Below are 25841 nucleotides of genomic sequence, written 5' to 3' on the forward strand. Positions count from 1 at the left end.
CACGGACGCAATTCCTAGAGTAGCTGCCATGGACCACGTTCGCCGCCGCCCTGAAAGGGGACACCCCATGAGCCGCTACATCGCCACCACGATCCTTGCCGTCGCCGCCGCCGTCATCACGGTGACGGACCTGGCCGTCGCGATCGACCAGCCCGGCAACGCGCCCGCCGCGTTCCTGGTGCGGCCGTGATCGCGATCAGCGATCCTTGCGGGCCGCTGGGCGCCCTGGTGCTGCAGCGGCTGCTCGACCGGATGCCCGCGTCCGGCCTCGCGGCGATCGTCCGCGACGCCTACGAAGCCGCCTGCCTGCACGCACCCGGCGTGCAGCCCCGGCTGGCGGACGCGCAGCGGCCGTCAACGCTGGTGCGAGCCCTGCGCGGTGTCGAATGCCTGCTGCTCGTCGGCTCGCCTGCGATCGGCTTTCCCACCCGCAACACGCTGGCGCTGGTGGATGCCGCCCGCACGGCCGGCGTCGCGCGGGTCGTGTACACGAGCGTGCTGCATGCGGATACCTCGGCGCTGGCGGTGGCGGCGGAGCACCGCGAAGTCGAGTCCGCGCTGCGCATCGCCGGGCTGCCGCACGCGCTGCTGCGCCTGGGCTGCTGCGTGGAGGACTACACGGCGCACGTGCCGGCGGCGCTGGAGTACCAGGCGGTGCTGGGCAGCGCGGGCACGGGCTGCATCTCGTGCGCCAGCCGCGCCGACTACGCCGATGCCGTCGTTGCCGTCCTGCTGGCGTCGCCCGAACCCCATGGGGTGCACGAACTGGTCGGCAGCTCGTCCTTCATGCTCCCCGAACTGGCCTCCGAGATCGGCCGCCAGAGCGGGCGCCCGATCCGCTACGTGCACCTGCCGGCGGCGCTGTACCGCGCCGCGCTGATCGACGCCGGTGTGCACCCTGCGCAGGCGCAGCAACTGGTCGATGCGGATTTCGCGGCGGCGCAGGGGGCGCTGCTCGGCTACGAGAACGACCTGGAGCGCCTGATCGGCCGCCGCGCGATGCGGCTGCCCGAGGCCGTTGCGCTCGCGTTGCGGGGCTGCCGACCGCAGCCGGAGGCGCCCGCGGCCGCCGACCGGCCCGACATCGAAGTGTTCGCCTGAGCGCGCGCGGCGCTCAGGCCAGCCAGGGCTGCGCCGAGAAGTACCCCTGCTCGAAGGCCCGGATGTCCTGCGCGTATTCCATCGTCGCACCCACCGCGTCGAGCCCCTTGAGCAGCATGTGCTTCTTCAGGGGGTCGAAGGGAAAGCGCAGCGTGCGGCCGTCGCCCGGCGTCACGATCACCTGCTGCTCCAGGTCCACCGTCATCTCGCAGCGCGCCGGGTCGCCCGCCAGCGCCAGCAGGCGCTCGACTTCCTGCACCGGCAGCGCGATCGCGGGCACGCCGTTGCGCGTGCAGTTGTCCGCGAAGATGCCGCCGAAGCTGCTGCCGATCACGCAGCCCAGGCCCAGCTGGCGCATGCCCCACACCGCGTGCTCGCGGCTGGAGCCGCAGCCGTAGTTGGGGCCGGTCACCAGGATCTTCGCCTGCGTCCACGGCGCGCGATTGAGCACGAACCCGGGCCGCGGCACGCCCGGCGCCGCGAAGCGCAGGTCGTGCAGGAAGCCCTCGGCCAGGCCCGTGTGGCGGTCCACGCCGCGCAGGTACTGCTTGGGCATGATCTGGTCGGTGTCCAGGTTCGCCATGGGCAGTGCCGCGGCGATGCCGGTCAGTGTGCGAAAGGGTTCCATCGCTTCAGTTCCCCCGCGGCAGCAGCGTGCGCACGTCGGTCAGCGTGCCCGTCACGGCCGCGGCGGCGACCATCGCCGGGCTCATGAGGTGCGTGCGCGCGCCCGGCCCCTGCCGTCCTTCGAAGTTGCGGTTGGTGCTGGAGGCGCAGCGGTCGCCCGGCTGAAGGTGGTCGTCGTTCATCGCCACGCACATGGAGCAGCCGGCCTGGCGCCATTCGAAGCCGGCCTCGCGGAACACCTGCGCGATGCCCTCGGCCTCGGCCTGGGCGCGCACCTGCGTGGAGCCCGGCACCGCCAGCGCGCGCACGCCCGCCGCCACGCGGCGGCCGCGCAGCACGCGCGCGGCGTCGCGCAGGTCGTCGATCCGGCTGTTGGTGCAGGAGCCGATGAAGGCGTGGCTGATCGCCAGGCCATCGAGCTTCTGCCCGGGTTGCAGGTCCATGTACTGCAGCGCGCGCAGGGCGCTGCGCTGCTTCGTCGCGTCGCGTTCCTGCGCGGGATCCGGCACGGCCGCTTCGATGGTCGCGCCCTGGTCGGGGCTGGTCCCCCAGGTCACCATCGGCGCGATCCTCGAGGCATCGAGGTTCACGCTGCGGTCGTAGACGGCGCCCGGGTCGCTTCGCAGTTGCCGCCACGCGGCCACTGCCTGCTCCCACAGCACGCCCTGCGGCACGCGCGGGCGGCCGTGCAGGTACTGCAACAGCGTGTCGTCCGGCGCGACGATCGCGCCGCGCGCGGCCGCCTCCACGCTCATGTTGCACAGGGTGAGGCGCCCCTCGACGCCGAGCGCGCGGATCGCCTCGCCCGTGTATTCGATCACGTGGCCGGTGGCGCCGTCGGCGCCGATCTGCCGGATCAGTTCCAGCACCAGGTCCTTGGCCGTCACGCCGAAGCCCAGGCGCCCGCGCACGTCCACGTTCATCGACTTCTGCACGGTGTAGACCAGCGTCTGCGTGGCCAGCAGGTGCTCGATCTCGCTGCTGCCGATGCCGAAGCCGAGTGCCCCCATCGCGCCGTGCGTGGTCGTGTGGCTGTCGCCGGCCGCCATCACCATGCCGGGCAGCACCAGGCCCTGCTCGCTGGCGACGATGTGCTCGATGCCCTGGCGCGCGTCCAGCATGTCGTACAGGGCGATGCCGTGGCGGGCGCAGTTCCCGGCCAGCATCGTCACCTGCAGCGAACGCTCGGCGTCGGCGATCACCATCGTCTTCGCGTTGCGCTCGGGCGTGGTGGGGTTGACGTGGTCCACCACCGCGATGGTGGCAGCGGGGCGCCACACGGTGCGGCCCGCCGCGTGCAGCGCCGCGAAGGCCTGCGGGCTCGTGTACTCGTTGAGGACCTGGCGGTCGACGTACAGCAGCACCTGGCTGCCGTCGCCGAGCGCACGGACCGTGTGCGCATCGACGATGCGCCGGTACAGCGTGCGCGCAGTCACTGGGCCGGGCCCGCGGCGTAGGCGGCGGTGGCCGCCACCACGTCGTCGATGCGGATGTCGCGCTCGCTCACGCCTTCGGGCAGCACGATCACGCCGTCATCGTCGGCCACCAGCCGGCGGCCCGGCATGAAGGTCACGCCGCCGAAGCTGACGGGCACGTCGCGCTCGCCGGCGCCGGTGCGCTCGCCGCGCTTGGGCACGGTGCCCAGCGCCTTGACGCCGATGTCCATGCCGTCGATCTCGTGGCCGTCGCGGATCGCGCCGTTGATCACCACGCCGGCCCAGCCGTTGCGGCTGGCCACGCCGGCCATCACGTCGCCGAAGATCGCGCGCGCCATCGAGCCGCGGCCGTCGATCACCAGCACCTGGCCGTGCCCGGGCTGGTTGACCATGTCGCGCATCAGGGCGATGTCTTCATGCACGCGCAGGGTGCGGATGTCGCCCGCGAAGGCGCGCCGCTGGCCCCAGCCGCGAAACGGCAGGGCGCAGGGCAGGGCTTCGTCGCAGGCGTCGCAGAGGTCGGAAGTCTTCAGGGTCATCGCGCGTTCAATCGAGCCTGATGTTCGCTTCCTTCACCAGCTTGGCGAACGCCGCGCTGTCGGTGGCGATGAACTTCGCGAAGTCCTCGGACGAGCCGCCCATGATCTCGCCGCCCTGCTCGTGGATCTTGGCGGCGACCTCGGGTTGCTTGAGGATGGCGGCGATCTCGCTGTTCAGGCGGCGCGTGATGTCGGCCGGCATCTTCGCCGGGCCCATCACCGCGAACCACTGCAGCATCTCGGCGTTCTTCACGCCGGCTTCCGCCATCGTCGGCACCTCGGGCAGCAGCGGCGAACGCTTGTTGCTGGTGATGGCCAGCAGGCGCAGCTTGCCGGCCCTGGCGTGCGCCATCACGTTGGGCGGGCTCTCGAAGTTCAGTTCGACCTGGCCGGACAGCAGGTCCACGATCGCCTGGCCGCTGCCCTTGTAGGGGATGTGCGTCATCTGCGTGCCGGTGGCGAGCTGGAAGCGCTCGGCCGCCAGGTGCTGCGCGCTGCCGCCGCCCGAGGAGGCAAAGCGCAGTCCGCCCGGCTTGCTCTTGGCCAGCGCGATGAACTCCTTGACGTCCCTGGCCGGCACGCTGGGGTGCACCGTCAGCAGCAGCGGCGTGTTGGCCACCGGGATGATCGGCGTGAAGTCCGTGAGGATGTTGTACGGCAGCTTGGGGTACAGGGCCGGCGCGACCGAGTTGGAGTTGCTGTGCGCGAGCAGCAGCGTGTAGCCATCGGGCTTGCTCTTGGCGACCAGGTCGGCGCCCAGCGTGCCGGCCGCGCCGGGCTTGTTCTCCACCACCACGGGCGTGCCCAGGCGCTCGGAGAGCTTCTGGCCGACCAGGCGCGCCAGGACGTCGGTGAAGCCGCCCGGCGCGAAGCCCACCACGATCCTGATCGGCTTGTTGTCCGGCCAGGACTGCGCGTGGCCCAGCGTGCTGGCGAAGGGGAGGGTGAGGAAGGCGGCCGCGGCGAGGACCGCGCGGCGGGACGGGAAGCGCATTGTTGGTCTCCGGATACTGCTGAAAGCCAGCCATTGTGCCCGGTCGGGTCGCGCTCTCCGGCAAGGCCGGGCCGCGTGCAGTTAGAGTCGAAATCCATGAACCGACTTCAAGCCGAGCAGCAACGTCTCTATCCCCCGCCGGGCGAGGCCGGCGTGCGGGCCCTGGTGCTGGAGCTGCCCGGTGCCGCCGCGTGGGAGCACCTGGCCAGGGTCTGGCACGGCGTGCAGCTGGACCTGCAACTGCCCGCGCCGGGCATCGCCGTCTCCGGCAGCGGCTACCAGCTGTGGTTCTCCGTCACGCAGGCCGTGCCGGCGCCGCAGGCCCTGGCCTTCCTCGAGGCCTTGCGCAGGCGCTACCTGGCCGAGGTGCCGCAGGACCGCATCCGCACCAGCCCGGCGCCTGCGGGCACGCCGGAGATCACCGGCCTGCCGCCCGGCGAGCGCGGCGAGGAGCGCTGGTCCGCCTTCGTGGCACCCGACCTGGCGGCGCTGTTCGTCGACGAGCCCTGGCTCGACCTGCCCCCCGGCAACGACGCGCAGGCCGAGCTCCTGTCGCGCCTGCAGTGCATGACGCCCGCGGACCTGCAACGCGTGCTCGCCGAGCCGCCGCCTGTACCGGCGACAGCCGCTGCCGATCCGGCCCAGGATCCGCGCAGCTTCCTGCTGGCGGTGATGAACGACCGCGCCGTCGACCTGCACCTGCGCATCGAGGCCGCGAAGGCCCTCCTGCCTTCCATCGAGGGCCAGCGCCCGCCCGCACGCTGAGCCCTGCTCTTTCCATCACAATCGTTCCGCCTTGTCCCAGAACCCCGAACTCCATCGCCCGCCCCCCGCGGGCACGCCCGTCCTGCGGACGCTCGCCAATGGCGTGCGCCTGCTTGCCGTCCCCGTTGCGCACGTGCAGAGCGCCAGCGTCGGCGTGTTCCTGCGCGTGGGCTCGCGCGACGAAACGCCGCAGAGCAACGGCATCAGCCACGTGCTGGAGCACATGGCCTTCAAGGGCACGGCCACGCGCACCGTGCAGGCGATCAACCTCGATGCGGAGCGGCTCGGCGCCGACGTGAACGCGTTCACGAGCAAGGACACGACCGGCTACTTCATGAGCGGCCTGGCCCGCCACGTGCCGCAGTTCCTGGAGATGACGGCCGACATCGTCCTGAACAGCACCTTTCCCGAAGCGGAACTGAAGCGGGAGCTGGAGGTGATCCGCCAGGAGGCGATCGAGTACGACGAGGACCCCGAGGAAAGTTCCAGCGAGCTGCTCGATCGCGCGATCTGGGGCGAGCACGCCATGGGCATGCCGGTGATCGGCACGGTGGAGAACATCGAACGCTTCACCCGCGACGACGTCGTGCAGCACGTGAGCTCGCATTACCACGCGGACAACGCCGTGGTCGCCGCGGCCGGCAACTTCGACATCGAGGCCTTCTTCGCGCTGGCCGAGCGCCTGTTCGAGGGGATGCCGCGCTCCGGCGATGCGCGCCCGGCCGGCCCGCCCGCGACGCCGAAGTACGTCGGCAGCGCCGTGGGGCGGCGCTTCAGCCGCGTCTCGCAGGTGTTCCTGAACCTGGCCTACCCGGTGGCACCGCCGCAGGGCGAGGGCATGACGCAGCAGCGCTGGCGCCTCGCGGCTTCGCTGGCGAGCATCCTGTTCGGCGGCGGCATGTCCGCGCCGTTCACCGACACCGTGCGCGAGCGCATGGGCCTGGCGTACACGGCGCAGTCCACCTCGGAAAGCGGCGACGCCTGGTTCAATTTCATCGTGCACGCCATCACCACGCCCGACAAGCTGGAGCAGCTGATGACGGCCACGGGCGGGCTGCTGCGCGAGCACGCGGCCCGGATCGATCCGGTGCACCTGGAGCGCGCAAAGAATCAGCTCTCGGTCTCGCGCGTGCGCTCGTCCGAACGCACCTATGCCGCGATGGAGCGGGCGGTGGAAGACCTGTTCGTGCGAGGCGCCGTCGCGACGCCCGGAGAAACGATCGCGCTGATCGAAGCCATCACCGAGGACGAAGTGCGCGGGGTGTTCGAGCGCATGCTGCGGCATCCGCCGGCCCTCTCCATCACGGGCAAGGGCGCCCACGGCAAGTCGGCGCGCGAGCTGGCGGCCCTGCTCGCCGGCACGACGGGCTAGTTCGCGCTTCAGCGCAAGGCGGGGGGCGGCCCCTGGCAGGGCGCGCTTCAGCGCAGGGCCAGCGGCGGCGCTGCGGCCGGCCAGGCGCCCTGTGCGACGACGCGCGCGTCCTGGAACACCAGCCAGCTCTGGCGGCCGTAATGCGGCAGCGCGCGTTGCATGGCGGCCAGGGCCGCGGGCGTCTCCGCCATCAGGAAGACGAACGCCTTGCCGTTGGCGGCGCGCGCGGCCCACGCACGTGCGCTGCCCTGCTGCGACAGGGTCTCGGGCACGCCGCCCAATCCCAGCTGCGCGAGCAGCTTCGTGATGCCGGCACGGTCGCCGGCCACCAGCGCCGGTTCCTTGCCTGCGGCCAGCAGCGCGTCGGCGGCGACCAGGGCCGGCTTCGCGTCGAGCGCGCGTTGCGCGAGTGTGGTGGCGGCGCTGGTCCACTCGCTCCCGCTGGTTGCGATGTGCAGTTGCGCCTGGGGCGCGATGAAGGTCTCGCGCAGGATAGCCGGCACGGTGGCCGGATCGAGCCGGCGCCACAGCCGCAGGTCCGGATCGAGCGCGACCGACACCGCATCGGGCACTCCGCGCGCGGCGGGATCGACCAGCGTCTCGCGCTCGTGCACACGCACGGAGAGATCGCGCGTCGCCCCGGAGGCGAGCTGCAGCCGCAGCGGCACCAGCATGTCGAAGGGTTCGCCTTGCTGCAGCACGCGCAAGCTTCCCCCTCCGGCGGCGGCCAGCGACAGCGCGGGGGAGGCAGCGCGCTGCGTCCACTGCGCGAAGAAGGGCGCGAGGTCGCGGCCGCTGGCTTGCGAGAAGGCCTGCGCCAGGTCCTTCCAGGCCGCGGTGCGGAAGCGGTACTGCTGCCAGAACGCGCGCAGCCCCTGCTCGAAGGCGGCGGGCCCGATCTCGTCGCGCAGCATCACGAACAGCATCGCCGGCTTGGCATACCCCATCACCGAGGAGATGCCGTGCGAGCGCGAGGTGAAGCCCGCCACCGCGGTTTCGTTGGCCGGCGCGATCGCCACCAGGTCGCGCAGCCACTCCAGGCGCATCGCACGCGCGGCGTCGGCGCCCTGGTCCTCGCGGTAGGCGTAGTCGGCGCCGAAGGTGGTGAGCCCTTCCGACCAGTTGCCGCTGCGCCAGTCCGGCACCACGCCGTTGCCCCACCAGTTGTGCAGCACCTCGTGCCCGAGCGAGGTGGCGCGAATGAAGGGCAGCCGCAGCACGTCGCGCCCGAGGTAGGTGAGGCTCGGGATGCCGAGGCCGTGCGACAGGGGGCTGGAGACGACGCTGAAGTCGCCGAACGGATAGGCGCCGATGGAGCGGCTGTAGCGTTGCAGGTAGCGCGCGCTGTCCTGCAGGTAGCCCGGTGCCAGCTCCGACAGCTCCGCGGGGAACCAGGTGCGCACCGTCACCACGCTGCCGTCGTCCAGGGGCGCGGCCTGTTGCGCGACCTGGTAGGGCCCGGCCATCAGCCAGATGCCCTCGGCGGGATGCTCGAACGCGTAGTCCGCGCTCCAGCGGCCGGCCGCCTCGGACGCGCGCAGCTGGCGGCCCGGCACGAGACCTTTCTGGCCGGCGGGCAGCGTGAGCTTCAAGGCATAGGTGAAGGGCGCACCCGGGTCGGGATACCAGCCGGCCTCCGGCGCGAGATAGCTGCCTTCGGGCGACGCATAGAAGGATGCGGGGTTGGGCGACTGCTGCTCGCGCGCGGGCAGCGGGGGCAGCGTTCCCGCGTACTCGATGACGTAGCGGTGTTCGCCGGGCGCCGAGGCGAGGTGACGCACCTGCGCGATGGCGACCGCGACGCCATCGACACTCGCGCGCGCGATCGCGAGCCGCGGATGCAGCGCGAGGTCCGGCACCTGGTCGCTGGTGAGACGGGCGGTGGCCTGCAGCCTTCGCGTCGCCGGATCGAGCTGCACCTCCAGCTCCATGTGGGGCACGGCGGCCAGTGCCGCACGGGCGGCGAGCAGGAGCCAGAGCGCGGCGAGCCAGCAGCCCGCGCGCAGGAGGGGAGGGGATACGCGCGCCATCGTGGCGCCATTGTGTCGCTATTGCCTGGCGGCCTTGGGCCCGAACAGGACCAGCAGGCCGTCGTCGACGACCCGGATCTCCTGCGGCTCGAAGCCCATGGTGTCCGGCAGCGCGAGTTCGCGGTCGGAGAAGCGGTGCAGCACCACGTCGCCCATCTGGCGCGCCAACGCGGGCAGCACGCCTTGCAGGGCCTGCGCGGTTTCCCGCGGCAGGCCGGGCCAGCGCACCTCCAGGATGCGCGGATCGCGCGCACGCAGCGTGCGGTCGCGCCCTTCGTAGCGCAAGGCGAAGACGAGGTCCATTTCGCCGGCCTGTGCCGGCGCGAGCTGCAGCCCGTTGAACTCGGCGCGCAACGCCGCTCCCAGCTGGTTGCGCGCCGGCAGCAGCAGCAGGCGCGGCGCGCTGATCTCCGCCTGCAGCACGCCGCCCAGCGCGAAGCGCACCGGGAAGCGCGCGGAGAGCGCGTCGTACAGCGCCGCCGCCGAAATCTTCTGGCGCGGCCGTGCCGCCTCGTCCTGCGCCAGCAGGCGAGCCGCGGGCCAGCAGGCGAGGGCGGCGAGGAGGAGACGGCGATGCATGGCCAGGTCATTGTGGCCCACGGGGCGTCGCCTGTCCTTCCTACAGGGGCTGCCGCCATCCGCGCACCCCCTGCTCGGCGGCGTTCCCCTAGCCTGCAGCAAGTGTCACAGCAACGATTCGAAACCACCATGCAACGTCCGCTCGAGCCGCTTCGCAAGAAGGCCTGCCTGCCCTTGGTGCTTGGCGCCGCCCTGCTGGTCGCCTCGGCGCTGCACGCGCCGCTGACCTTCGCCGCGACGAAGGCGCCGGGTTCCGCCACCACCGCTTCGGCCGCGCTGCACGGCAAGTCCAAGGCAGGCAAGGCCAAGGCGGGCAAGCCCAAGGCAGGCAAGCCCAAGGCAGCCCCGGCTGCAGCCAAGGCCGGCGGCAAGGCCAGCAGCAAGGCAGCGACCACGGCGAAGAAATCGGCCGGCAAGAAGGCCGGCAAGAAGGACCCCGAGGACCTCAAGCCCGGGCCGCTCGCCGACTTCGGCTCGCAAGCCGCACCGCCCGACGTGGTGCACGTGGCGAACTGGGTCTCCTACACGCACAACAACAGGAAGAAGGCCTTCGTCCTGATCGACAAGAAGAACGCGCGGCTCTACGTGTTCGAGCCGAACGGCAAGCTCAAGAGCGACGCCCCTGTGCTGCTGGGAAAGGCCACGGGCGACGACAGCGCGCCGGGCATCGGCAACAAGCCGCTGTCGCAGATCAAGGAAGAAGAAAAGACCACGCCGGCCGGACGCTTCCTCGCGATGCGCGGGAAGAACAACCACGGCGAGGACATCATCTGGATCGACTACAACGCCGCCGTCTCGATGCATCGCATGCGCAAGGTTTCCGAGGCGGAACGCCGCGCCGAGCGCATGGCCACCCCCGAGGTGGAAGACAACCGGATCTCCAACGGCTGCGTCAACGTGCCTCCGCAGTTCTACAACGGCGTGCTGCGACCCACGGTCGCCAGGTACGGTGCCTTCGTGTACGTGCTGCCCGAGACGCGCACGCCGCAGCAGCAGTTCGGCTCCTGGGACGTGGGAAAGCGCGTACAGCTCGCGCAGGCCTCTTCACGCCCCTGAGCCGGCTCCGAAGCGCCGGGTGAACCGGCGCAACACCCGCCACGAGTCCTGGGTGACCAGGATCGCCCAGAACAGCACCAGCCCGAACAATACCCCCGCCACGGCCGTGAGCGCCGGTGCGTCGGCGGTGAACGCGAACCATCCGAGCAGCACGGCGGCGCCTACGGCCGGGGCATTCATCACGACCGCCGCCGCCCAGATCCAGCCCGGGCGCGCCAGCGTGGCGGCCCCACGGATGCGGTGCGCGGTCTGGTTCCTCATCCGCCGATCATGCAGCACGTCGCGGATGCCCTTCAAGCCGCCGCGAATGTCCGTCACCCCCCCGCATGCGTACCTACGGCACCTCACGGTCTTGGCCGCCAGCGCGCGCGCGGCGCAGCGCGCAAAGTTGCAGCATCAGGAAAGGGACGGAGATGGACCATCAAGAGCTTGAGACACGGAGGGAGCGACGGGAATGGCTGTTGCGCGTGTGCTCCCAGTCCCTGCAGAGGCAGCAGGGCGGCCCCGCAGGCGCCTGCGCGCAGCGCATCCAGGGGGCAGGCACCTGGCGGCCCGGAACGGGCTGGGCCGGGCAGAACAGCCCGGAGTCGGCACTGTCGGTGGACGACTTCGAATAAGCACATCCGCCCGGACTTGCACATCCGCCCGTAGCGCGCGCCGTGACTTGCGCGCCACGCCTGCACGTCGCGGTGCGGGAGCCGCGGGCACAATCGCGGCATGGCGGGCTCCCCACGAGAAGCGGTGCCGCGTTCGGCGCCGTATTGGCTGTATCTGCTGGAATGCGAAGGGGGCGTGTACTACGCCGGCATCGCCATCGATGTCGAGCGTCGCTTCCTGCAACACCTGTTCGGCGTCGGGGCGCGCTTCACGCGCGGCCGGGCGCCGCTTCGCGTGCTGGCGGCGCGTGAGTATCCCAGCAAGTCGGAGGCGCTGCGCGCGGAACTGCGGTTGAAGGGGCTGGCGCGGGGGGAGAAGCTTGGATTCTTCGGGGAGGGGGAGCGGCAGTTGGAAGCCGCGGACATGAAGGCAACGGTATCGGAGGTCCCTTGAAGAACGATGCACCCGAGTCTCCCTCCGCACTCATAGACGCAAGGATCGCCTCGCTGGCCGACTGGCGCGGCGACATGCTGGCCCGCGTGCGCGCGATCATCCACGCGGCCGACCCGGACGTGATCGAGGAGTGGAAGTGGAGAGGCACGCCGGTGTGGTCCCACGACGGCATCCTCTGCACCGGCGAAACCTACAAGAGCGTGGTGAAGATGACCTTTGCGAAAGGCGCTGCGCTGGAGGACCCGTCACGTCTCTTCAATGCCAGCCTCGAAGGCAACACCCGCCGTGCGATCGATCTGCATGAAGGCGACGCGATCGACGAAGGGGCATTGAAGGCACTCATTCGCGCCGCCGTGGCACTCAACCAGTCCTCCGCGGCGAAGCGGCGCAAGCCGCGCACATAGGCCGCGCCGCCCGGGTCACAAAGCCATCGATGCCCGCTGCGCAAGCCTCTCCCGCCAGCGCCGCAGGTTCGCCAGCTGCTCCGCCGGCTTGAGCTTCACCACCCGCGCGAAGTCCACCGCCACCACGGCGGTGATGTCCGCGATGCTGAACGTCCCTGCGGCAATGAACTCGCGGTCCTCCAGGCGCTCGTCGAGCACCGAGAAGAACTGCTGCGCCCGCGCGATCCCCCGCTGCGCCAGTTCGGGAATCTGCGGATAGTCGTTCGGCCCGGGCAGCGCCCGGTTCACCATCGCGGGCGACGCGTTGCGCAGCGCCTCGGCCACGGCCAGCAGGCCTTCGAACTCCGCGCGCCACTGCCAGCTCGCGATCTCCGCCTTCTCCAGCGGCGTGCGACCGAGCAGCGCAGGCTCGGGAAAGCGCGCTTCCAGGTAGGCGGCGATCGCCGCGTTGTCCGTGAGGACGGGGCCTTCCTCGGTGCGCAGCGCCGGCACCGTGCACTGCGGATTGACCTGGCGGAAGGCCTCGCCGAACTGCTCGCCCTTGCGCAGGTCGACCTGCACCGTCTCGTAGTCCACCCCCTTTTCGGCGAGCAGGATGCGCGCGCGGCGCGGGCTGGGGGCGGTGGCGCAGTCGTAGAGGGTGATCATATGAAAGTGGCCGCGTCAGGCGGCGGGTCCCTGCTTGTCCTGGGTCTTGGTGTCGAAGTCGCCGGCGTCGTGCCGCTCGTGCAGCTGGCTCGCAGGGTCGCCCCAGGTGCGGTTGACCATGCGTCCGCGCCGGGCCGCGGGGCGCTGCGCGATCTCGTCCGTCCAGCGCAGCACGTGGCGGTACTCCTGCACCTGCAGGAACTCGCCGGCGTTGTACAACTGCCCCTTCGCCAGCGCGCCGTACCACGGCCAGATCGCCATGTCGGCGATCGTGTAGTCGTCCCCCGCGACGTAACGTACTTCCGCGAGCCGCCGGTCGAGCACATCGAGCTGCCGCTTCACTTCCATCGCATAGCGGTCGATCGCGTATTCGATCTTCGTCGGCGCATAAGCATAGAAATGCCCGAAGCCGCCGCCGAGGAAGGGGGCACTGCCCATCTGCCAGAACAGCCAGGACAGGCATTCGGCGCGCTGCGCACCGGCCTCCGGCAGGAAGGCGCGGAACTTCTCCGCCAGGTGCAGCAGGATCGCGCCCGACTCGAACACGCGGATCGGCGTCGGCCCGCTGCGATCGAGCAAGGCGGGGATCTTGGAGTTCGGGTTGACCGCGACGAAGCCGCTGCCGAACTGCGCGCCCTCCTGGATGGGAATGAGCCAGGCGTCGTACTCCGCGCCCGCGTGGCCCAGGGCCAGCAGCTCCTCCAGCATCACCGTGACCTTCACGCCGTTCGGCGTGCCCAGCGAATAGAGCTGCAAGGGATGCCGCCCCACGGGCAGTTCCTGGACGTGCGTCGGCCCCGCGATGGGCCGGTTGATGCTGGCGAACTTGCCGCCGCTCTCCTTGTTCCAGGTCCAGACGGCCGGCGGTGTGTACGCGGAGGGGTCGCTCATGGGAGAGGCAGTATACGGAGCGGTTCCCCTGCGCGCTTCACGCGTGCATCGCGGCCGCGGCGAGCTCGTACGAGCGCAGCCGGGCCTGCTGGTCGAAGATCTGCGAGGTGAGCATCAGCTCGTCGGCGCCGGTGCGCTGCACGAAGGCGGCGATCTGTTCGCGCACGCTGTCGCCGGAGCCGATGGCGGTGCAGGACAGCACTTGCGCGAGCATCGTGCGCTCCGGCGCACCGAGCGTGTCCATGTAGCCTGGCACCGGCGGCTGCAGCCTGCCCGGGCGGCCCGTGCGCAGGTTGACGAAGGCCTGCTGCATCGAGGTGGCGAGCAGCGCCGCCTGCGCATCCGAATCGGCGGCGAACACGTTGAAGCCCAGCATCACGTAGGGCTTCGCCAGCTGCTCCGAGGGCCGGAAGGTGGCGCGGTACAGCTCGATCGCATCCATCATCTGCGCCGGCGCGAAGTGCGACGCGAACGCATACGGCAACCCCAGCATGGCCGCGAGCTGCGCGCCGAACAGGCTGGAGCCGAGGATCCAGACCGGGACTTTCGTGCCGCGACCCGGCACGGCCTGCACCGGCTGGCGCGGCGCATCGGACAGGAAATCGATCAGCTCCACGACCTCCTGCGGGAACTCGTCGGCCGACGCGTTCAGGTTGCGGCGCAGGGCGCGCGCGGTCGCCTGGTCCGATCCCGGCGCGCGGCCCAGCCCCAGGTCGATGCGGCTTGGGTAGAGGGAGGCGAGGGTGCCGAACTGCTCCGCGATCACCAGGGGCGAGTGGTTCGGCAGCATGATGCCGCCCGCGCCGACGCGGATGGTGCGGGTCTGGCCCGCCACGTGGCCGATCAGGACGGCGGTGGCCGCGCTCGCGATGCCGGGCATGCCGTGGTGCTCCGCCAGCCAGAAGCGCCGGTACCCGAGCTGCTCGGCGTGCCGGGCCAGGGCGACGGTGTTGCGGAAGGACTGGCCAGCGTCGCTGCCTTCGAGGATGGGGGAGAGGTCGAGAACGGAAAGCGGGGTCATGGCCCGAATGTAGGGGCGCATGGCACGACGCGTTCACCCGAGGCTCCCCTGTCAATGTTGACAGGGGGGCCACTTGCGCGATGCGCCGGGGGGAGCGACATTCACCTCACGGTGAAAGCAAGGCCTCCTTTGGGGTCCACACAGATGAACGCAGTCATGCAGGCGGTCGAACGAACTCTCGGCGAGGCGGGTGCCCGGGCCGGCATCCACCTGTGGGGGGATTTCTCGGCGCGCTCGCCGCAGCGCCAGGAGTGGGTCGACCTGTGCCGGTGGGGCGGCGCGGTCATTGGCGTGCTGTGCCTGACGTCCTCCGTCGCCGCCGTCATCCTCGCCTGGCTGGAGCGCGTGTAGCCACGCCCGCCATGCAGCAACGCACGCGAACGGCACAGGAAGGCGAAGCCAGCAGCGCGACACCCGTCGAGGCCCTCTTGCCGGACGCGGCATGGGTCCTGGAAATCCAGCGCGCCTGGCTGGATGGAATGAAATCCCTCGTCGTGAATTCGCCGCTCTCCGGCGACGTGACGCAGTGGATCCGCGCCTGGAGCGAGGTCGTCGGCCAGGTCGGGCTGGTGAACGTCAACTACGCAGGCTCGCGCGACGTGCAGGCCGAGCGGCGGATCACCGGCCGCTACAGCTACGGCAGCCAGCTGGGGCGGATCATGGAGCTGCTCGTGCCCTACGTGACGAAGCACGAGAAGGAGTTCACCGACCCGTCCCACCCGGACGCGGTGCAGGACTTCCTCAAGATGGCGAACGAGATCGGCGAGCTGAAGCAGGCCAGCGTCGAGGATGTCGTCGAGAAGGTGCGGCAGTGGGAGAAGGCCGGGTCGCTCGACACCAAGCTTCCGCTGCTGATCGCCCGCCTGCAGCAGATCCAGGCCACGCCGCGCAAGAAGTAGGCGGGCCGCCGGCCGCGGCCTTCAGTCCACCCGCGTGAAGTGCTGGCGCACGTCGTTGCGGTCCAGCATTTCGAAGTGCCACCACTCGTTGTTGATGCCGCGAAAGCCGCTGCCGCACAGGACCTTGCGCAGGAGCTCGCGGTTGCGGTGCTGGGCCGGGCTGAGCTCGCCGCTGGCCAGGTGCCTCGCCTCGAGCGCCGGGTGCGACAGCTCGATCATCTCGTCGAAGCCGCTGCCCATGTCGAGCTCGGTGCCGTCCGCGTCCACCAGCGTCGCGTCGATCGCCATGCCGAAGGAGTGGATGGAGCCGCGCGCCGGGTCGGCGACGTACTGGCGCAGGTCCGTGCCGTCCAGGAAGTCCCAGAGCTCGATCTGCACGCGGTGCGGGCGCAGCGCGTCCAGCATCAGCAGGCGAAGGCCCGGCGCCTCGCGCGCCAGCGTCGCCACTGCGCGCTCCACGCCCTGGGCGGCCAGGCGGTGCAGCCAGGCGCAGTCGAGCGAGCCGTACAGGTCGCGGCCGACGAAGTTGTAGACCGTCGCGTAGCGCAGCTCGACCGCCAGGCCGTGGAGGCTCGCCAGGGGGCGGAAGTCGGGGTGGGAGGCAATGTCTTCGCAGCGCATCGGGCAGGGGAGAGCGGCAGGTGCGGCGAGGATATCCGCCCTGGCCCGCCTCACGTCTCGTAGAAGCGGAAGACGGCGTTGAACATCGCGTTGGCCGCTTCCCGCAGGCGCTGCGTCTCGGCTTTCAGTGCCGCGAGTTCGGCACTCGTGACCGCGCCCTGTGCGTGGCGCACCTTCACCTGCTCGAGATGCCGCTCCTTTTCCAGCAGCAGCGCGTGCGCCCGTTGCCACGCTTCGGCGCCCACCGTATCCACCATTCGTCCCCGTGCAGGATGTGAAGAATTCCCATATTAGGAGAATGCATTCATGAAGAGCAAGACCGTCGGGCCGCAGGGCGTTGCGTCCACAAGACACTTTCGGCTTAAGGAAACCGCCTAGAGGGTTGGCCCGGTTTCGCCAAGGCTGAGCACTCACTACAGTCGCCGGCGTTGTCGGAACTGAGTCGTTGGAGCACAGGATGAAGAAGTTCGTGGTGGCGGCGGTGGCTGCCCTGGCGCCGCTGTGGGCGTGTTCGCAGATCGTGATCGGCCAGACGGCCGGGTTCAGCGGCCCCGTCGCGGCGGGCGTGAAGGAGACCACGGACGGCGCCAGGCTGTGGATCGACAGCGTCAACGCCAAGGGCGGCGTGAACGGCCAGAAGATCGAGCTGGTCTCGCTGGACGACAAGTTCGAGCCGCCGCTGGCCGCGGCCAACGCCAAGGTGCTGATCGAGGAGAAGAACGTCCTGGCGATGTTCCTCAATCGCGGCACGCCGCATACCGAGGCGATCCTGCCGCTGCTGGAGGCGCACGGGGTGGCGCTGGTGGCCCCGTCCACCGGCGCCATGCTGCTGCACCAGCCGGTGAAGAAGACGATCTTCAACGTGCGCTCCACCTACCAGCGCGAGGCCGAAAAGGCCGTGTCGCACCTGCACACCCTGGGCATCTCGCGCATCGTGGTGGTCCACGCCGACGACTCCTTCGGGCTCGACGGCCTGGAAGGCGCCAACAAGGGCTTCGCGAAGGCGGGCATCCAGCCCGTGGCCGTGATCAAGGCCGACCGCGGCAAGCCGGACTATTCGAAGATCATCCCGCCGATCACCTCCAAGGACGCGCAGGCGGTGCTGTGGATCGCCTCCGGCAACGCGGTGGCCGACGGCGTGAAGGCGCTGCGCGCGGCCAAGTCCGCGGCCCAGGTGGTGACCCTGTCCAACAACGCCTCCGCCGGCTTCGTCAAGAGCCTGGGCAGCGCGGGCCATGGCGTGATCGTCACCCAGGTGTTCCCTTCCGTGCGCTCGTACGCCTATGGCTTCGTCAAGGACGCGGCGGCCCTGGCCAAGGAAAAGAACCTGGAGCTCAGTCCGCAGATGCTGGAGGGTTTCGTCGCCGCCAAGGTGCTGGTGGAAGGCCTGCGCCGCGCCGGCCCGAACCCGACGCGCGCCAAGGTGGTCGCCGCGCTGGAGAGCATCCGCAAGTTCGACCTCGGCGGCCTGGAGCTGAACTTCGGGCCCGAGGACCACACCGGCCTGGACTTCGCCGACCTGTCGATCATCGGCGCCGACGGCAAGTTCAAGCGCTAGGCAGGCGCCCGGGGCCTAGGCCAGCCGCGACCAGAGCAGGGACAGCCCTGCGGCGGCCACGGCGAGCAGCGCCGCCACCAGCGCCACCAGCGCCGTGAGCTCGGTCTCGCGCGTCGCCAGCTGCACGCGCGAGCCGAGGTTCTCGTACACGCTGCGCAGCTTCTCCGCCGTGCCGGCATGGTGGTACTCGCCGCCCGTCATGCGCGCCACTTCGCGCAGGGTCGGTTCGTCCAGTTGCATGTAGATGGGCAGCCCTTCGGTGCTGGCCACGCCGTCGGTAGCGCCGAGCCCCACCACGTGGATGCGCACGCCGCGTTCGGCCGCCATCCGGGCGGCTTCCAGCGTGTCGACCCCGGTGGTGCGGCGGCCGTCGCTCAGCAGGATGATCGCCGCGGAATCGTAGGAGCCCGGCGCCACCGGCGCGACCTGCCGTGGGGGTGGCCTGGGCTTGTCGTCGAGGCTGCGGCCGTGCCGCTTGCTGCCGAACGTCATCTCCCCCAGGTCGATGCCGTGGTCCGGGAACAGTTCGGCCAGGCACAGCACGATCGCGTTGCCCACCGCCGTGCCGTACTGCATCTGGAAGGCGTCGATGGCCGTCACCAGCGCTTCGCGATCGAGCGTCGCCGCCTGGGCCACCTGGCTGCTGCCGGCGAAGGTGACGAGGCCGACCTCGATGTTCTTCGGCAGGTCGCGCAGGAACAGCTTTGCCGCGTCCTGCGCGGCGGCCAGGCGGGTCGGCTTGACGTCGCTGACGCGCATGCTCAGGGACACGTCCACCGCCAGCAGGATCGTCGTGCGCGCCCACGGCAGCGGCACCCGCGCCACCGGGCGCGCGATCCCGAACATCATGGCCGCGAACGCCAGCAGGAGCAGAGCGGGCGGCACGTGCCGGCGCCAGTTGCCGGCGCCCGCCGCGCGCACCGCGGCGACGCTGCTGTAGCGCACGGCGGCCTTCACGCGCCGGCGCAGCAGCCACAGGTACACCGCCGGCAGCAGCGGCAGCGCCGGCATCAGCCACAGGTACTGGGGCCAGAGGAAGGACATCGGGGGCGCGCGTTCGGGGAGGCGGAGTATCGTGCCCGGGAAGGCGTGGCTTGGCAACGGCCCGCGCCGCCGTGTTCAGGCCGCGAGGAACAGCGCGGGGTCCACCATGGTGCGATTGAGCAGCACGCCCCAGTGCAGGTGCGGCCCGGTCGCGCGGCCGGTGGCGCCCACGGCGCCGAGCCGCTCGCCGGCGCGCAGCAGGTCGCCCGCCTGCACGAAGATCTCGCTCAGGTGGCAGTACAGGGTGAGCAGGCCGCCGCCGTGGTCCAGCCACACGGTGCCGCCGTTGAAGAAGTAGTCGCCGGTGTCGACCACGCGCCCCTCCAGCGGCGCGGTGACGGGCGTGCCGAGCGCGGCCGCGATGTCCATGCCCGCATGCGGGGCGCGCGCCTGCCCGTTGAACACGCGCCGCAGGCCGAAGGAGGAGGAGCGCCGCCCCGACACCGGCGCACTCATCGCGAACGGGCTCTCCGGCGCGCGCAGCGAGAACGTCTCCATCACCGACAGCTGGTGCGCGCGTTCGCGCTCGTGGCGCGCCTGGTCCTCGGGAGAGAGGTCCACCTGCCCCGGGGCGACCCGCAGCCGCTGCTGCGGATAGCTCTTCGCGCGCACCGTGTAGTCCAGCGTGCGGCTCTCGCCGGCGGCTTGCACCTGGATCTGCGCCCGCCCCGGGCGGGCGGCCAAGGGAATGCCGACGATCGCCGTCCAGGCCGCCGTGGAGCCTGCCACCAGCAGCGGCAGCGCGTCGTCCTGCGCGCGCGGCCGCTCCGATGCCGGGCCCAGCGCGATGCGTGCGACGCCGCCGGGCACCCGTGCATCGCGCGGCAGGGCCCCCGCGGCAGCCGCACGCGCGCAAGGGACCGCGGCGGTGGCGGCGAAGGCGAGCAGGAGCTGCCGGCGGCTGAGGGTCATGTCGGCGCGCATGGTGCCATGGAAAGCGCAAGCCGCGGCGGCGGGCGGCGGGCCGCGGCGCTTCGCACCGCACGGGCCGCATCTCGCGCCGCGCGGCCGGCGTTCCATCGCACCGCAATGGGGCGCACGGGCGGGAGCGGGCACAGTCCTTCCATCGCGGCAAGGGGCTGCGACAACTTCAAGGAGCGGGACATGGACCATGGAATCGTGCGCAGCAGCGGTATCGCCAACCTTCACGGCGCGCAGCGCGGCTGGGCGATCCACGCCCTCGTCTATCTCTGCGTCAACACGGGACTGGTCGCGCTCGCGCTGCTGCAGGGCCGCACGCCGATGCTGGCGCCCGCGCTCGCGTGGGGCATCGGTCTGGCGATCCACGGCACCGTGGCATTTCTCGTCGCCGGCCGCCGGGCGCGTTGAAGCAAAAGAAAAGGTTCGCTGATTTCCGGGGAGACAAGAGAAGGGCGGCCGATGGTTGCCACGGTTCGCCGATTGCCTCCGACCCGGACCAGGGCGTGACCGTCCCTCAATGAACGCGCATCGAGCGTCGGCGACTGCGCCAAGCGAAGCCACACCCTTGCGGTCGACACGCTGCAGGACCAGTCCGTGTTTGTCCGGCTCAGCGACATCAAGGAGGAGGCGCGGGCGCGGCGCCAGCACGGGCAACGGTTCTCATCCGCGCCGGGGGACAGTCGCTGAGACGGACAGACACGGGCTGGTCCGGCCCGAGCGGCGCGACGTCCACTCAACATGGCCCCCAAACGGCTGCGGATCGCATATCAACCATCTCGACAACCTCAACCTGGCGGTGGTGGCTGGGCTCCTCGCAACCGGCGCAGAACAAAAAAAAGCGGCCGCATGAAGCGGCCGCTGCACTACCCTCAGGAGGAGGAAGAGGGACTCGATGGGTCTGAGGGTGAATGAATGGTGCGCTTTCCCGCTCGCGCTGCGAAGGCACGAAGGTGCCTTTCGCAAGGAACCCCGGTATCGATTTGCGCGCAGGTCTTAAGCTCGCCGCACGATGAGACTGGAACCCTATGTGCAGGTCGACGACACCTCGTTCACGGCGTGCAGCGAGGACATCGTGCGCACGCGCGGCAAGCCCTGGCGCGCGGCGCGCAACGACGTCGGCCTGCACGAGATGGATTACGGCGAGGTCGTCTTCCGCTTCCAGGATGGCGGCAGGCTGGAGGAGATCACCCTGCAGGCGGAGGTGGTCACGCTGGGCAATGTCGCCGTGCCTTTCGCGGCCCTCTCGTCCTTCATCCGCGCGCAGGACCCGCAGTCGTTCGAGCGCGCCGGCTTCCTCGTCAGCCCCCGCTTCGGGCTTGCCTTCGATCCCGCCGAACCCTTCTGGGTGACGGCGCTGGCGCGCCACTGCATCGGGGAGTGGAAGGCGCTCTGAGCGCTGCCCCACAATAGAGCGCGTGAACCGCATTCCATCCTTCCTGCGCAGCGCCGCCGTCCTGGCCCTGGTCGCCGGCTTCGCCTGTTCCGCCCTGGCCGACGAGGTCCGGGTGCTGGCCGCCGCCGCCTTCCAGCCCGTGGTCACCGCCATCGCGCCCGCGTTCGAGAAGCGCACCGGCCACAAGCTGGCCCTGGTGGCCGGCACCGGCGGCGCGCTTGCCGAGCGCATCCGCGGCGGCGAGGACTTCGACCTGGCCGTGCTGCCGCAGCCGCTGCTGGAGGCCCTCGGCAAGGAAGGAGCGGTGTCCGACGGCTCGATCATCGCGCTGGCCCGCGGCCGCGCCGAGCGGCAGGACGCCACGGTCTACGCCGGGGCGGTCTCCACGTCGGCCTCCAATTCGCAGGCCGCGCTGTCCCTGCTGATCCTGCTGGCGAGCGAAGAGACCCAGGCCGTGCTGAAGAACAGCGGCCTGGCCGCGCCGTAAGCGGATCTCCGGTCCGACTGACCTACATCAGCCCGGCCCCCGCTGCGCGGGCGGATCATCCTTGCATGTCGGCGATCGCCGGCTCGATTGACAAACGCAAGCTGCGGGCACCACCCCGTCCGGCAGCGATGCAAGACAAAGGAGGCCATACCATGGCACGCGTCGTTCCCTTCCACCCTTCCCTCACGCCGCAAGGCGTCGCCCGCCTGCCGCGGACCCGCAGGCCGATCGGCCGCGTCACCGCCGTCGGTGCGCTGCTGTCGGTGCTGTCCGTCTTCGGCTCCGTCATCGTCGCCGCCGTCAACCACATGGAGTCCACCTTCGTCGCCTGGGCCGAAGCGCGGCACCAGCGCGAGCAAGACCGCAAGCTCTGGGCGATGGCACAGGGCGACCCGCGCCTGATGGCCGACCTGGTCGCCCTGCAGCAACGCGACGACGCCCGCGGCGGCTGAAGCATTCGCCGGCGATCCCCGATGGCCGCCATCCACACCTTCCTCGTCAGGCTGACAACGCAGGCGATCCGCCTCCTGCCGCGGCGCGTGCAAGGCGCACTGGATGCATGGTCGCGCCGCGTCGCGCACGCGCGCGCACTGCGGCGCCAGCGTGCCATTCGGCCGAAAGACTGAAGGCGCGGTGCCCGGCGGCGCGCGGCGCGCAGCAATCTTGACTCTCGTCAGCGAAGCGGGCGCCGGCCTGCCGCCATGATGCAGGCATGCGGGACGAACGCTTCGACCATCTGCTGGAGGCCTGGAGAACGGCCGAACAGGCGCTCGAGGAGTACGCGGCCGGAAAAAGCCCGTGCCTGGACCCGAGGGTGCGGCGGCTGATCTCCCTGCAGCTGCAGAACATCGCCTGGCGCCGCTACGGGCGCCTGTGCCGCTACGTGGCCTCGTGCCGGAGCAGCCTGCCGCGGCTCTAGGCGCGCGCTTGACGCGGGTACATTCGCGCCATGGCGACGAGTGCATCCCCCGTGGTCCACAGCGACGTGCCGCTGGACCACGTCATCTTCTACGCCGGCCAGGCGCTCGACGCGCTCGCGTCCATCTTCGAGCGCGCGGGGTTCACCCTCACGCCGCTCGGGCGCCACAGCAGCGGCTCGGTCAACCGGCTGGCCATCCTGGAGCGGCAATACCTCGAGCTGATCGGGTTCGAACCCGGCACGCCGGCGACGGTGCGTCCGGAACTGCAGTCGCTGCCGTTGGGGCTGTCCGGCATCGCGCTTGCCGACCGCGAGGATCGCGCGGGCCATTCCGGCAGTGAAGCCTTCATGCCCTCGCGTCGCCTCGAACGGCCGGTCGCGATGCCCGGTGTGCAGGGCCTGGCCGCATTCACCACCACCGAGCTGCGCCACCCCGTGCCGGATGTGCGCGTGTTCCTCTGCCGCCACCACACGCCGCAGCTCGTGTGGCACCCCGCGTGGCAGCGGCACGCCAATGGCGCGCTCGCGGCCAGCGACATGGGCCTGCACACGCGCGACGCGCCGGGCCTGCATGCCGCGCTGCGGACGGTGCTCGATCTCGATCCAGCGCAAGAGGGCACCGTGTACGACGCCGCGGGCACCCGGCTGCGCATCGCCGCCGCCGGCGAGCGCGCCTCGATCACGCTGCGCACGCACGACCTCGATGCGGTGCGCCGTGTGCTGGCGGCGAGCGGGCTGCCCCACGCGGCGGGAGAGGGCCGCGTGTCCGTTCCGTTGCCCGCGCCGTACGCCGCGGAGATCGTGTTCACATAAAGGGTTCACCACCGATTCCGGGGGGGGGCCATGCATGCATGGCGGCCGATCTACCTCGGTTGCCGGTTGCCTTCGACCCGGACCAGGACGTGACCGTCCGCCTCGGCAACTGTCCCCCGGCGCGGATGAGAACCGTGCCCCGGCTTGGCGCCGCGCCCGCGCCTCCTCCTTGATGTCGCCGAGTCGGACAGCCACGGGCTGGTCCGGCCCGAGCGGCGCGACGTCCACCGGACACAGCTCCCAAGCGCGCAGATCAGGCGCGAGTGATGCGAGACCGAGACGCTCCGCGCGCGGGGCTTGCGCTGCGTCAAAGGCCCGCGCCCCGCGCGCCGCGTCGTGCGGGCAACGACAGCCCCGTGTCCCTATAGTGGAAACGAAACACGGCACGGGAAAGCGGATGGGAACCAACGAACACCTCGTCGAGAACATCACCTTCGACGAACTGGCAGTGGGCCAGCAGGCCCGGCTGCACCGCATCATCAGCGACGAGGACATCAAGGCCTTCGCGCTCGTGTCGGGCGACGTGAACCCGGCGCACGTGGACGCGGAGTACGCGCAGGGCACGCGCTTCCATGAAGTCATCGCGCACGGCATGTTCGCCGGCGCGCTGATCTCGAGCCTGCTGGGCACCGAGTTTCCCGGGCCCGGCACGATCTACCTGGAGCAGTCGCTGCGCTTCCAGCGTCCGGTGCACATCGGCGACGCGCTGCAGGTGCAGGTGACGGTGCTCACCAAGGACGCGAGCAACGGCAACGTGCGCCTGGGCTGCGAGGTGAGCAACCAGCGCGGCGAGCTGGTGGTGAGCGGCGAGGCGCTGGTGCGCGCGCCGAAGCAGAAGGTGGCGCGCCCGCGCGTGGCCATGCCGGAGATGTACCTGTTCGATCCGCGCACGCGGCTGGAGAACTGGCTGGCCTCGCAGACCGCGGCCGCGCCGGTGCGCTGCGCCGTGGTGCACCCCTGCGACGAGGCCTCGCTCGCCGGCGCGATGGAGGCGGCCGCGCGCGGGCTGATCCAGCCGGTGCTGGTGGGCCCCTTGGCGCGCATGCAGAAGGTGGCCGAGGCCTGCGGGCTCTCGCTCGATGCGGTGGCCTGCGTGGACGTGCCCTACAGCCACGCGGCCGCGGCCGCCGCGGCGGGGATGGCCGCCGCCGGCGACGTGGAGATGCTGTTCAAGGGCAGCCTGCACACGGCGGAACTGATGGAGGCGGTGATCTGCGAGCCTTCGCTGCGCACCGGCCGCCGCATGTCGCACGTGTTCCGCTTCGAGGTGCCGGCCTACGGCAAGACGCTGTTCGTGACGGACGCCTCGATCAACATCCGGCCGAGCCTCGACGAGAAGGCGGACATCGTGCGCAACGCGATCGAGCTCGCGCAGCTGCTGGGCGTGTCCACGCCGCGCGTCGCGCTGCTGTCGGCGGTGGAGAACGTGACGGCACGCATGCCCTCCACGCTGGAAGCCGCGGCCCTGTGCAAGATGGCCGAGCGCGGCCAGATCGTCGGCGGCATCCTCGATGGACCGCTGGCGTTCGACAACGCCATCTCGCCCAGCGCGGCGGAGATGAAGGGCATCCGTTCCCCCGTGGCGGGGCAGGCGGACATCCTGGTGGTGCCCGACGTCGAGTCCGGCAGCATGCTGGCCAAGCAGCTCGAATACCTGGCGGGCGCGGCCGGCTGCGGCGTGGTGCTCGGCGCGCGCGTGCCCATCGCGCTGGCCAGCCGCTCGGACCCGCCCATGACGCGCGTGGCCTCGGCGGCGCTCGCCGGCGTGGTCGCGCACGCGGCCAGCGGCAAGCGGCTCGGCGCGGCTTCCTAGCGCTAGCTAGCGCGCGTTGCGCGCCACCGAACGCACGTGCTTGCGCAGCTGCGCGAGCACGAAGGCATCCATCGCGCGCAGGTCCGTGTGCTCGCGGCCGTACTGGTAGACCACCTCGAGGCTGTCGCCGTAGCGGCGCGATGCCAGGTGGGTGTGCTGGATCGGGCCGGTGGGCACGTTGACGCCCACGCGCGCGCCGTCATGGCCCTGGAAGGTCCAGGTTTCCTGCGTGACCTGCATGTACACCGCGATCCCGTCGTCCGTGCGGCGGACGAACCACGGGCGGCCGCCCGCGTGATCCGAGTGCGTGGGCAGCGCCCTCTCGAGCAAGGCCTCCACGCGGGTGGGCATGCCCGGCGCCAGCGGACGCAGCACGAGTCGCACGCTGTCCGGTTGCGAGAGCCACGAGGATGCGGCCAGCGGCTGGCCCGAGGGGAAGGCGAGGAAGGCGGTGAGGTTGGAGGTGCCGGGGATGGGGGCCGCCTCGAGTTCGTCGGAGACTTCCACCGTCACGACGTGGGCGGGCAGCTCCAGGGGGAAGCTCGCGGCGTGCATCAGGCCTGCCGCGCAGGCGAGGAGGAGGGCCGGGGCAAGGTGTCGTGGGGGCAACAGGCGGGTGCCGGGCGCGCGCATGCGGCGAGTCTAAGGCCGCGGTGGCATGCGCAGGCTACGAGGCGCGCAGGTCCTGCATCACCACGTCGTAGATCGCGTCGGCGGCGTCCTGGGCCACCTGCACGCGCATGCGCTGGCGCTCCAGCGCCTCGGGGCCGTCCTGCTGCTTGCGGTGGCGCGTGGCGAGCGCATTGAGCCTTTCCTCCTCCTCGAGGACGGCGCGGTGCGCGTTGATCCAGTCCATCAGC

The 25841-nt window shown here is 71.0% G+C and carries 34 protein-coding genes; 18 read left to right on the plus strand and 16 right to left on the minus strand.

Features of this window, described 5'->3' with window-relative positions:
- Positions 1–67 precede the first annotated feature (67 nt).
- On the plus strand, positions 68–190 hold the full coding sequence (locus WG923_RS27815) for a hypothetical protein (RefSeq protein WP_340354284.1): 123 nt from the start codon (positions 68–70) through the stop codon (positions 188–190).
- Entirely contained in the window at positions 187–1101 is a 915-nt protein-coding gene (locus WG923_RS27820) for an NmrA family NAD(P)-binding protein (RefSeq protein WP_340354285.1), read from the plus strand. Before WG923_RS27815 ends, WG923_RS27820 begins: the two co-directional genes overlap by 4 nt.
- 13 nt (positions 1102–1114) lie before the next feature.
- Here WG923_RS27820 and leuD read toward each other — a convergent pair whose 3' ends face one another.
- The 4 genes from leuD to WG923_RS27840 are packed head-to-tail and all read right to left on the minus strand — an operon-like array spanning position 1115 to position 4697.
- Positions 1115–1729, minus strand: coding sequence for a 3-isopropylmalate dehydratase small subunit (gene leuD / locus WG923_RS27825; RefSeq protein WP_340354286.1), 615 nt, complete (start codon positions 1727–1729; stop codon positions 1115–1117).
- A 4-nt stretch (positions 1730–1733) separates the two neighbouring features.
- Positions 1734–3164, minus strand: coding sequence for a 3-isopropylmalate dehydratase large subunit (gene leuC, locus WG923_RS27830; protein WP_340354287.1), 1431 nt, complete (start codon positions 3162–3164; stop codon positions 1734–1736).
- The gene (rraA, locus tag WG923_RS27835) at positions 3161–3703 is read right to left on the minus strand and encodes a ribonuclease E activity regulator RraA (RefSeq protein ID WP_340354288.1); all 543 of its coding nucleotides are present in this window, start codon (positions 3701–3703) and stop codon (positions 3161–3163) included. Before rraA ends, leuC begins: the two co-directional genes overlap by 4 nt.
- A gap of 7 nt (positions 3704–3710) precedes the next feature.
- Positions 3711–4697: a Bug family tripartite tricarboxylate transporter substrate binding protein gene (locus tag WG923_RS27840; protein WP_340354289.1), complete on the minus strand. Its 987-nt coding sequence runs from the start codon at positions 4695–4697 to the stop codon at positions 3711–3713.
- 96 nt (positions 4698–4793) lie between these two features.
- Between WG923_RS27840 and WG923_RS27845 the strand changes: the two genes are divergently transcribed.
- Complete coding sequence (locus WG923_RS27845) at positions 4794–5462, plus strand: hypothetical protein (RefSeq protein ID WP_340354290.1); 669 nt, start codon at positions 4794–4796, stop codon at positions 5460–5462.
- A gap of 31 nt (positions 5463–5493) precedes the next feature.
- Complete coding sequence (locus WG923_RS27850; protein ID WP_340354291.1) at positions 5494–6834, plus strand: M16 family metallopeptidase; 1341 nt, start codon at positions 5494–5496, stop codon at positions 6832–6834.
- A gap of 47 nt (positions 6835–6881) precedes the next feature.
- On the opposite strand, the gene WG923_RS27855 is transcribed toward WG923_RS27850, so the two are convergent.
- Positions 6882–8864, minus strand: coding sequence for a M1 family metallopeptidase (locus tag WG923_RS27855; protein ID WP_340354292.1), 1983 nt, complete (start codon positions 8862–8864; stop codon positions 6882–6884).
- 18 nt (positions 8865–8882) lie between these two features.
- A complete protein-coding gene (locus WG923_RS27860) occupies positions 8883–9443 on the minus strand; it encodes a DUF1439 domain-containing protein (protein ID WP_340354293.1) in 561 nt (186 codons plus the stop codon).
- A 129-nt stretch (positions 9444–9572) separates the two neighbouring features.
- Between WG923_RS27860 and WG923_RS27865 the strand changes: the two genes are divergently transcribed.
- Positions 9573–10499 (plus strand): L,D-transpeptidase, encoded by a 927-nt coding sequence (locus WG923_RS27865; RefSeq protein ID WP_340354294.1) that lies wholly within the window; start codon positions 9573–9575, stop codon positions 10497–10499.
- Here the strand turns inward: WG923_RS27865 and WG923_RS27870 are convergent.
- Complete coding sequence (locus WG923_RS27870) at positions 10488–10760, minus strand: hypothetical protein (RefSeq protein ID WP_340354295.1); 273 nt, start codon at positions 10758–10760, stop codon at positions 10488–10490. The genes WG923_RS27865 and WG923_RS27870 overlap by 12 nt on opposite strands.
- Positions 10761–11216: 456 nt before the next feature.
- Here WG923_RS27870 and WG923_RS27875 point away from each other — a divergent pair, with 456 nt between their 5' ends.
- Both WG923_RS27875 and WG923_RS27880 read left to right on the plus strand, forming a co-directional pair.
- Positions 11217–11549, plus strand: coding sequence for a GIY-YIG nuclease family protein (locus WG923_RS27875; protein WP_340354296.1), 333 nt, complete (start codon positions 11217–11219; stop codon positions 11547–11549).
- On the plus strand, positions 11546–11953 hold the full coding sequence (locus tag WG923_RS27880; RefSeq protein WP_340354297.1) for a DUF1801 domain-containing protein: 408 nt from the start codon (positions 11546–11548) through the stop codon (positions 11951–11953). The genes WG923_RS27875 and WG923_RS27880 overlap by 4 nt, the downstream gene beginning before the upstream one ends.
- A 15-nt stretch (positions 11954–11968) precedes the next feature.
- Here the strand turns inward: WG923_RS27880 and WG923_RS27885 are convergent, their stop codons facing one another.
- The 3 genes from WG923_RS27885 to WG923_RS27895 are packed head-to-tail and all read right to left on the minus strand — an operon-like array spanning position 11969 to position 14513.
- On the minus strand, positions 11969–12601 hold the full coding sequence (locus WG923_RS27885) for a glutathione S-transferase family protein (protein ID WP_340354298.1): 633 nt from the start codon (positions 12599–12601) through the stop codon (positions 11969–11971).
- A 15-nt stretch (positions 12602–12616) separates the two neighbouring features.
- Positions 12617–13492, minus strand: a complete 876-nt coding sequence (gene yghU, locus WG923_RS27890) for a glutathione-dependent disulfide-bond oxidoreductase (RefSeq protein ID WP_340354299.1) — start codon at positions 13490–13492, stop codon at positions 12617–12619.
- Between the two features lie 37 nt (positions 13493–13529).
- Positions 13530–14513, minus strand: coding sequence for an LLM class flavin-dependent oxidoreductase (locus WG923_RS27895; protein ID WP_340354300.1), 984 nt, complete (start codon positions 14511–14513; stop codon positions 13530–13532).
- A 144-nt stretch (positions 14514–14657) separates the two neighbouring features.
- On the opposite strand from WG923_RS27895, the gene WG923_RS27900 reads away from it, so the two are divergent.
- On the plus strand, positions 14658–14864 hold the full coding sequence (locus tag WG923_RS27900; RefSeq protein ID WP_340354301.1) for a hypothetical protein: 207 nt from the start codon (positions 14658–14660) through the stop codon (positions 14862–14864).
- A gap of 128 nt (positions 14865–14992) precedes the next feature.
- On the plus strand, positions 14993–15412 hold the full coding sequence (locus tag WG923_RS27905) for a hypothetical protein (RefSeq protein WP_340354302.1): 420 nt from the start codon (positions 14993–14995) through the stop codon (positions 15410–15412).
- Positions 15413–15433: 21 nt separating this feature from the next.
- On the opposite strand, the gene WG923_RS27910 is transcribed toward WG923_RS27905, so the two are convergent.
- Together WG923_RS27910 and WG923_RS27915 are read right to left on the minus strand one after the other, a co-directional pair.
- Positions 15434–16033 (minus strand): M15 family metallopeptidase, encoded by a 600-nt coding sequence (locus WG923_RS27910; RefSeq protein WP_340354303.1) that lies wholly within the window; start codon positions 16031–16033, stop codon positions 15434–15436.
- A 50-nt stretch (positions 16034–16083) separates the two neighbouring features.
- Entirely contained in the window at positions 16084–16290 is a 207-nt protein-coding gene (locus WG923_RS27915) for a hypothetical protein (RefSeq protein ID WP_340354304.1), read from the minus strand.
- Positions 16291–16490: 200 nt separating this feature from the next.
- On the opposite strand from WG923_RS27915, the gene WG923_RS27920 reads away from it, so the two are divergent.
- A complete protein-coding gene (locus tag WG923_RS27920; RefSeq protein WP_340354305.1) occupies positions 16491–17591 on the plus strand; it encodes an ABC transporter substrate-binding protein in 1101 nt (366 codons plus the stop codon).
- A 15-nt stretch (positions 17592–17606) separates the two neighbouring features.
- On the opposite strand, the gene WG923_RS27925 is transcribed toward WG923_RS27920, so the two are convergent.
- Both WG923_RS27925 and WG923_RS27930 read right to left on the minus strand, forming a co-directional pair.
- Positions 17607–18635: a VWA domain-containing protein gene (locus tag WG923_RS27925; RefSeq protein ID WP_340354306.1), complete on the minus strand. Its 1029-nt coding sequence runs from the start codon at positions 18633–18635 to the stop codon at positions 17607–17609.
- Positions 18636–18710: 75 nt separating this feature from the next.
- Positions 18711–19547, minus strand: a complete 837-nt coding sequence (locus WG923_RS27930; protein ID WP_340354307.1) for a peptidoglycan DD-metalloendopeptidase family protein — start codon at positions 19545–19547, stop codon at positions 18711–18713.
- A gap of 192 nt (positions 19548–19739) precedes the next feature.
- Here WG923_RS27930 and WG923_RS27935 point away from each other — a divergent pair, with 192 nt between their 5' ends.
- From WG923_RS27935 to WG923_RS27970, 8 genes are all read left to right on the plus strand, one after another.
- Positions 19740–19964, plus strand: coding sequence for a 2TM domain-containing protein (locus WG923_RS27935; protein WP_340354308.1), 225 nt, complete (start codon positions 19740–19742; stop codon positions 19962–19964).
- A 601-nt stretch (positions 19965–20565) separates the two neighbouring features.
- On the plus strand, positions 20566–20949 hold the full coding sequence (locus tag WG923_RS27940) for a hypothetical protein (RefSeq protein ID WP_340354309.1): 384 nt from the start codon (positions 20566–20568) through the stop codon (positions 20947–20949).
- Positions 20950–20971: 22 nt separating this feature from the next.
- Complete coding sequence (locus WG923_RS27945) at positions 20972–21436, plus strand: molybdate ABC transporter substrate-binding protein (RefSeq protein WP_340354310.1); 465 nt, start codon at positions 20972–20974, stop codon at positions 21434–21436.
- 152 nt (positions 21437–21588) lie between these two features.
- Entirely contained in the window at positions 21589–21888 is a 300-nt protein-coding gene (locus tag WG923_RS27950) for a hypothetical protein (RefSeq protein WP_340354311.1), read from the plus strand.
- A gap of 21 nt (positions 21889–21909) precedes the next feature.
- The gene (locus tag WG923_RS27955) at positions 21910–22062 is read left to right on the plus strand and encodes a hypothetical protein (protein WP_340354312.1); all 153 of its coding nucleotides are present in this window, start codon (positions 21910–21912) and stop codon (positions 22060–22062) included.
- An 86-nt stretch (positions 22063–22148) separates the two neighbouring features.
- Entirely contained in the window at positions 22149–22355 is a 207-nt protein-coding gene (locus WG923_RS27960) for a hypothetical protein (protein WP_340354313.1), read from the plus strand.
- Positions 22356–22385: 30 nt separating this feature from the next.
- On the plus strand, positions 22386–23168 hold the full coding sequence (locus WG923_RS27965) for a VOC family protein (RefSeq protein WP_340354314.1): 783 nt from the start codon (positions 22386–22388) through the stop codon (positions 23166–23168).
- 397 nt (positions 23169–23565) lie between these two features.
- Entirely contained in the window at positions 23566–24981 is a 1416-nt protein-coding gene (locus WG923_RS27970; protein WP_340354315.1) for a bifunctional enoyl-CoA hydratase/phosphate acetyltransferase, read from the plus strand.
- Positions 24982–24987: 6 nt separating this feature from the next.
- On the opposite strand, the gene WG923_RS27975 is transcribed toward WG923_RS27970, so the two are convergent.
- Together WG923_RS27975 and WG923_RS27980 are read right to left on the minus strand one after the other, a co-directional pair.
- Positions 24988–25536 (minus strand): hypothetical protein, encoded by a 549-nt coding sequence (locus tag WG923_RS27975; RefSeq protein WP_340354316.1) that lies wholly within the window; start codon positions 25534–25536, stop codon positions 24988–24990.
- A gap of 112 nt (positions 25537–25648) precedes the next feature.
- Positions 25649–25837 (minus strand): hypothetical protein, encoded by a 189-nt coding sequence (locus WG923_RS27980; RefSeq protein ID WP_340354317.1) that lies wholly within the window; start codon positions 25835–25837, stop codon positions 25649–25651.
- Between the last annotated feature and the right edge of the window lie 4 nt (positions 25838–25841).

It is taken from the genome of Ramlibacter sp. AN1133 (assembly GCF_037890035.1).
Lineage (GTDB): Bacteria > Pseudomonadota > Gammaproteobacteria > Burkholderiales > Burkholderiaceae_C > Ramlibacter.

Coding starts and splice junctions, on each gene's coding strand:
- WG923_RS27900 (WP_340354301.1), top strand. CDS start 14,658: ATGAACGCAGTCATGCAGGCGGTCGAACGAACTCTCGGCGAGGCGGGT.
- rraA (WP_340354288.1), bottom strand. CDS start 3,703: ATGACCCTGAAGACTTCCGACCTCTGCGACGCCTGCGACGAAGCCCTG.
- WG923_RS27905 (WP_340354302.1), top strand. CDS start 14,993: ATGAAATCCCTCGTCGTGAATTCGCCGCTCTCCGGCGACGTGACGCAG.
- WG923_RS27980 (WP_340354317.1), bottom strand. CDS start 25,837: ATGGACTGGATCAACGCGCACCGCGCCGTCCTCGAGGAGGAGGAAAGG.
- WG923_RS27940 (WP_340354309.1), top strand. CDS start 20,566: ATGAGACTGGAACCCTATGTGCAGGTCGACGACACCTCGTTCACGGCG.
- WG923_RS27935 (WP_340354308.1), top strand. CDS start 19,740: ATGGACCATGGAATCGTGCGCAGCAGCGGTATCGCCAACCTTCACGGC.
- WG923_RS27925 (WP_340354306.1), bottom strand. CDS start 18,635: ATGTCCTTCCTCTGGCCCCAGTACCTGTGGCTGATGCCGGCGCTGCCG.
- WG923_RS27865 (WP_340354294.1), top strand. CDS start 9,573: ATGCAACGTCCGCTCGAGCCGCTTCGCAAGAAGGCCTGCCTGCCCTTG.
- yghU (WP_340354299.1), bottom strand. CDS start 13,492: ATGAGCGACCCCTCCGCGTACACACCGCCGGCCGTCTGGACCTGGAAC.
- WG923_RS27860 (WP_340354293.1), bottom strand. CDS start 9,443: ATGCATCGCCGTCTCCTCCTCGCCGCCCTCGCCTGCTGGCCCGCGGCT.
- WG923_RS27960 (WP_340354313.1), top strand. CDS start 22,149: ATGCGGGACGAACGCTTCGACCATCTGCTGGAGGCCTGGAGAACGGCC.
- WG923_RS27910 (WP_340354303.1), bottom strand. CDS start 16,033: ATGCGCTGCGAAGACATTGCCTCCCACCCCGACTTCCGCCCCCTGGCG.
- WG923_RS27970 (WP_340354315.1), top strand. CDS start 23,566: ATGGGAACCAACGAACACCTCGTCGAGAACATCACCTTCGACGAACTG.
- WG923_RS27920 (WP_340354305.1), top strand. CDS start 16,491: ATGAAGAAGTTCGTGGTGGCGGCGGTGGCTGCCCTGGCGCCGCTGTGG.
- WG923_RS27950 (WP_340354311.1), top strand. CDS start 21,589: ATGGCACGCGTCGTTCCCTTCCACCCTTCCCTCACGCCGCAAGGCGTC.
- WG923_RS27840 (WP_340354289.1), bottom strand. CDS start 4,697: ATGCGCTTCCCGTCCCGCCGCGCGGTCCTCGCCGCGGCCGCCTTCCTC.
- WG923_RS27875 (WP_340354296.1), top strand. CDS start 11,217: ATGGCGGGCTCCCCACGAGAAGCGGTGCCGCGTTCGGCGCCGTATTGG.
- WG923_RS27885 (WP_340354298.1), bottom strand. CDS start 12,601: ATGATCACCCTCTACGACTGCGCCACCGCCCCCAGCCCGCGCCGCGCG.
- WG923_RS27855 (WP_340354292.1), bottom strand. CDS start 8,864: ATGGCGCGCGTATCCCCTCCCCTCCTGCGCGCGGGCTGCTGGCTCGCC.
- WG923_RS27870 (WP_340354295.1), bottom strand. CDS start 10,760: ATGAGGAACCAGACCGCGCACCGCATCCGTGGGGCCGCCACGCTGGCG.
- leuD (WP_340354286.1), bottom strand. CDS start 1,729: ATGGAACCCTTTCGCACACTGACCGGCATCGCCGCGGCACTGCCCATG.
- WG923_RS27915 (WP_340354304.1), bottom strand. CDS start 16,290: ATGGTGGATACGGTGGGCGCCGAAGCGTGGCAACGGGCGCACGCGCTG.
- WG923_RS27845 (WP_340354290.1), top strand. CDS start 4,794: ATGAACCGACTTCAAGCCGAGCAGCAACGTCTCTATCCCCCGCCGGGC.
- WG923_RS27815 (WP_340354284.1), top strand. CDS start 68: ATGAGCCGCTACATCGCCACCACGATCCTTGCCGTCGCCGCCGCCGTC.
- WG923_RS27975 (WP_340354316.1), bottom strand. CDS start 25,536: ATGCACGCCGCGAGCTTCCCCCTGGAGCTGCCCGCCCACGTCGTGACG.
- WG923_RS27965 (WP_340354314.1), top strand. CDS start 22,386: ATGGCGACGAGTGCATCCCCCGTGGTCCACAGCGACGTGCCGCTGGAC.
- WG923_RS27930 (WP_340354307.1), bottom strand. CDS start 19,547: ATGACCCTCAGCCGCCGGCAGCTCCTGCTCGCCTTCGCCGCCACCGCC.
- WG923_RS27895 (WP_340354300.1), bottom strand. CDS start 14,513: ATGACCCCGCTTTCCGTTCTCGACCTCTCCCCCATCCTCGAAGGCAGC.
- WG923_RS27955 (WP_340354312.1), top strand. CDS start 21,910: ATGGCCGCCATCCACACCTTCCTCGTCAGGCTGACAACGCAGGCGATC.